At 57.4% G+C, this 4,035-nt stretch carries 2 rRNA genes (1 of these 2 only partly in view); both read left to right on the top strand.

The features are described from left to right. Nucleotides 1–210: ribosomal RNA gene (locus tag QCN29_RS36500) — 16S ribosomal RNA — on the top strand (it extends 1,367 nt beyond the left edge of the window). Between the two features lie 449 nt (nucleotides 211–659). After that, nucleotides 660–4,032, top strand: a 23S ribosomal RNA gene (locus tag QCN29_RS36495). The 16S and 23S rRNA genes sit together here, the layout of an rRNA operon. Nucleotides 4,033–4,035: the final 3 nt, after the last annotated feature.

Genomic DNA, 4,035 nt, shown 5'->3' with positions numbered 1-4,035 from the left:
GGAGTCGCTAGTAATCGCAGATCAGCATTGCTGCGGTGAATACGTTCCCGGGCCTTGTACACACCGCCCGTCACGTCACGAAAGTCGGTAACACCCGAAGCCGGTGGCCCAACCCCTTGCGGGAGGGAGCTGTCGAAGGTGGGACTGGCGATTGGGACGAAGTCGTAACAAGGTAGCCGTACCGGAAGGTGCGGCTGGATCACCTCCTTTCTAAGGAGCACTTCTTTGCCGGGCTTGTCCCGGTACAGAGGCCAGTACATCAGCGAGTGTCTGATGCTGGTTGCTCNGATTGGGACGAAGTCGTAACAAGGTAGCCGTACCGGAAGGTGCGGCTGGATCACCTCCTTTCTAAGGAGCACCTGGCCTCTTTCGGGGGGTCCAGAGCCATTACGCAGGCGAATGTTCTGCGGTGGTCAGCTCATGGGTGGAACGTTGACTACTCGGCACGGTCGGTTTGGTTGGACTGTTAGTACTGCTTCGGCGTGGAACGCAGGGTCTTCTGGACGGGTCGGGTCGGGCACGCTGTTGGGTGTCTGAAGGCACGGGCTGTTGCTCGTCCTTCGGTTTTGCCGGTCCCGGTGTTCTCCAGGTGTGTTGGTCTGGGGGTGACGGGTGGCTGGTTGTTGTTTGAGAACTGCACAGTGGACGCGAGCATCTGTGGCCAAGTTTTTAAGGGCGCACGGTGGATGCCTTGGCACCAGGAACCGATGAAGGACGTGGGAGGCCGCGATAGTCCCCGGGGAGTCGTCAACCAGGCTTTGATCCGGGGGTTTCCGAATGGGGAAACCCGGCAGTCGTCATGGGCTGTCACCCGCTGCTGAACACATAGGCAGTGTGGAGGGAACGAGGGGAAGTGAAACATCTCAGTACCCTCAGGAAGAGAAAACAACCGTGATTCCGGGAGTAGTGGCGAGCGAAACTGGATGAGGCTAAACCGTTTGTGTGTGATACCCGGCAGGGGTTGCGCAGGCGGGGTTGTGGGAGTGAGCTTCAGCTGTCTGCCGGCAGTTGNNNTGAAACATCTCAGTACCCTCAGGAAGAGAAAACAACCGTGATTCCGGGAGTAGTGGCGAGCGAAACTGGATGAGGCTAAACCGTTTGTGTGTGATACCCGGCAGGGGTTGCGCAGGCGGGGTTGTGGGAGTGAGCTTCAGCTGTCTGCCGGCAGTTGGGCGAGTCAGAAACCGTTGATGTAGGCGAAGGGCATGCGAAAGGCCCGGCGTAGAGGGTAAGACCCCCGTAGCTGAAACGTCAGCGGCTTGCTTGTTCATTTCCCAAGTAGCACGGGGCCCGAGAAATCCCGTGTGAATCTGGCGGGACCACCCGCTAAGCCTAAATATTCCCTGGTGACCGATAGCGGATAGTACCGTGAGGGAATGGTGAAAAGTACCGCGGGAGCGGAGTGAAATAGTACCTGAAACCGTGTGCCTACAAGCCGTGGGAGCGTCGGACACGCTTTGCGTGTCNTGGTGAAAAGTACCGCGGGAGCGGAGTGAAATAGTACCTGAAACCGTGTGCCTACAAGCCGTGGGAGCGTCGCACAAGGGCTTTGGTTCTTGTGTCGTGACTGCGTGCCTTTTGAAGAATGAGCCTGCGAGTTTGCGGTGTGTTGCGAGGTTAACCCGTGTGGGGAAGCCGTAGCGAAAGCGAGTCCGAATAGGGCGATCGAGTAGCGCGCTCAAGACCCGAAGCGGAGTGATCTAGCCATGGGCAGGCTGAAGCGCGGGTAAGACCGTGTGGAGGGCCGAACCCACCAGGGTTGAAAACCTGGGGGATGACCTGTGGTTAGGGGTGAAAGGCCAATCAAACTCCGTGATAGCTGGTTCTCCCCGAAATGCATTTAGGTGCAGCGTCGTGTGTTTCTTGCCGGAGGTAGAGCACTGGATAGGCGATGGGCCCTACCGGGTTACTGACCTTAGCCAAACTCCGAATGCCGGTAAGTGAGAGCGCGGCAGTGAGACTGTGGGGGATAAGCTCCATGGTCGAGAGGGAAACAGCCCAGAGCATCGACTAAGGCCCCTAAGCGTACGCTAAGTGGGAAAGGATGTGGAGTCGCAGAGACAACCAGGAGGTTGGCTTAGAAGCAGCCATCCTTGAAAGAGTGCGTAATAGCTCACTGGTCAAGTGATTCCGCGCCGACAATGTAGCGGGGCTCAAGCGTACCGCCGAAGTCGTGTCAATCCAGCATGAGGCCTAACGGCCGTTGGGTTGGGTAGGGGAGCGTCGTGTGCCGGGTGAAGCCGCGCCGGAAGGCAGTGGTGGATGGTTCACGAGTGAGAATGCAGGCATGAGTAGCGATACACACGTGGGAAACGTGTGCGCCGATTGACTAAGGGTTCCTGGGTCAAGCTGATCTGCCCAGGGTAAGTCGGGACCTAAGGCGAGGCCGACAGGCGTAGTCGATGGACAACCGGTTGATATTCCGGTACCCGCTTTGAAACGCCCAGTATCGAATCCATTAATGCTAAGGCCGTGAAGCCGCCCTGATCTCTTCGGAGTTGAGGGGAGTGGTGGAGCCGCTGATCCAAGGTGGTAGTAGGTAAGTGATGGGGTGACGCAGGAAGGTAGTCCAGCCCGGGCGGTGGTTGTCCCGGGGTAAGGGTGTAGCCCGGTGTGTAGGCAAATCCGCACACCTTGTGGGTGAGACCTGATGCCGAGCCGATTGTGGTGAAGTGGATGATCCTATGCTGTCGAGAAAAGCCTCTAGCGAGTTTCATGGCGGCCCGTACCCTAAACCGACTCAGGTGGTCAGGTAGAGAATACCGAGGCGTTCGGGTGAACTATGGTTAAGGAACTCGGCAAAATGCCCCCGTAACTTCGGGAGAAGGGGGGCCATTCCTGGTGATCACATTTTCTGTGTGAGCTGGGGGTGGCCGCAGAGACCAGCGAGAAGCGACTGTTTACTAAAAACACAGGTCCGTGCGAAGCCGTAAGGCGATGTATACGGACTGACGCCTGCCCGGTGCTGGAACGTTAAGGGGACCGGTTAGCTCTGATTCGTCGGGGCGAAGCTGAGAACTTAAGCGCCAGTAAACGGCGGTGGTAACTATAACCATCCTAAGGTAGCGAAATTCCTTGTCGGGTAAGTTCCGACCTGCACGAATGGCGTAACGACTTCTCGGCTGTCTCAACCATAGGCCCGGTGAAATTGCACTACGAGTAAAGATGCTCGTTTCGCGCAGCAGGACGGAAAGACCCCGGGACCTTTACTACAGTTTGATATTGGTGTTCGGTTCGGCTTGTGTAGGATAGGTGGGAGACTTTGAAGCATGCACGCCAGTGTGTGTGGAGTCGTCGTTGAAATACCACTCTGGTCGTGCTGGATGTCTAACCTGGGTCCGTGATCCGGATCAGGGACAGTGTCTGATGGGTAGTTTAACTGGGGCGGTTGCCTCCTAAAGGGTAACGGAGGCGCCCAAAGGTTCCCTCAGCCTGGTTGGCAATCAGGTGTTGAGTGTAAGTGCACAAGGGAGCTTGACTGTGAGACCGACGGGTCGAGCAGGGACGAAAGTCGGGACTAGTGATCCGGCGGTGGCTTGTGGAAGCGCCGTCGCTCAACGGATAAAAGGTACCCCGGGGATAACAGGCTGATCTTCCCCAAGAGTCCATATCGACGGGATGGTTTGGCACCTCGATGTCGGCTCGTCGCATCCTGGGGCTGGAGTCGGTCCCAAGGGTTGGGCTGTTCGCCCATTAAAGCGGTACGCGAGCTGGGTTTAGAACGTCGTGAGACAGTTCGGTCCCTATCCGCTGTGCGCGTAGGAGTCTTGAGAAGGGCTGTCCCTAGTACGAGAGGACCGGGACGGACGAACCTCTGGTGTGCCAGTTGTTCTGCCAAGGGCATGGCTGGTTGGCTACGTTCGGGAGGGATAACCGCTGAAAGCATCTAAGCGGGAAGCCTGCTTCGAGATGAGGACTCCCACCCACTTGATGGGGTAAGGCTCCCAGTAGACGACTGGGTTGATAGGCCGGATATGGAAGCACTGTGAGGTGTGGAGTTGACCGGTACTAATAGGCCGAGGGCTTGTCCTCAGT

This window comes from Streptomyces chengmaiensis (assembly GCF_029846775.1).
Taxonomy (GTDB): Bacteria; Actinomycetota; Actinomycetes; order Streptomycetales; family Streptomycetaceae; genus Streptomyces; species Streptomyces chengmaiensis.
Note: the sequence above shows the minus strand (reverse complement) of the source record. Positions and strands in the feature narration are given on the sequence as shown.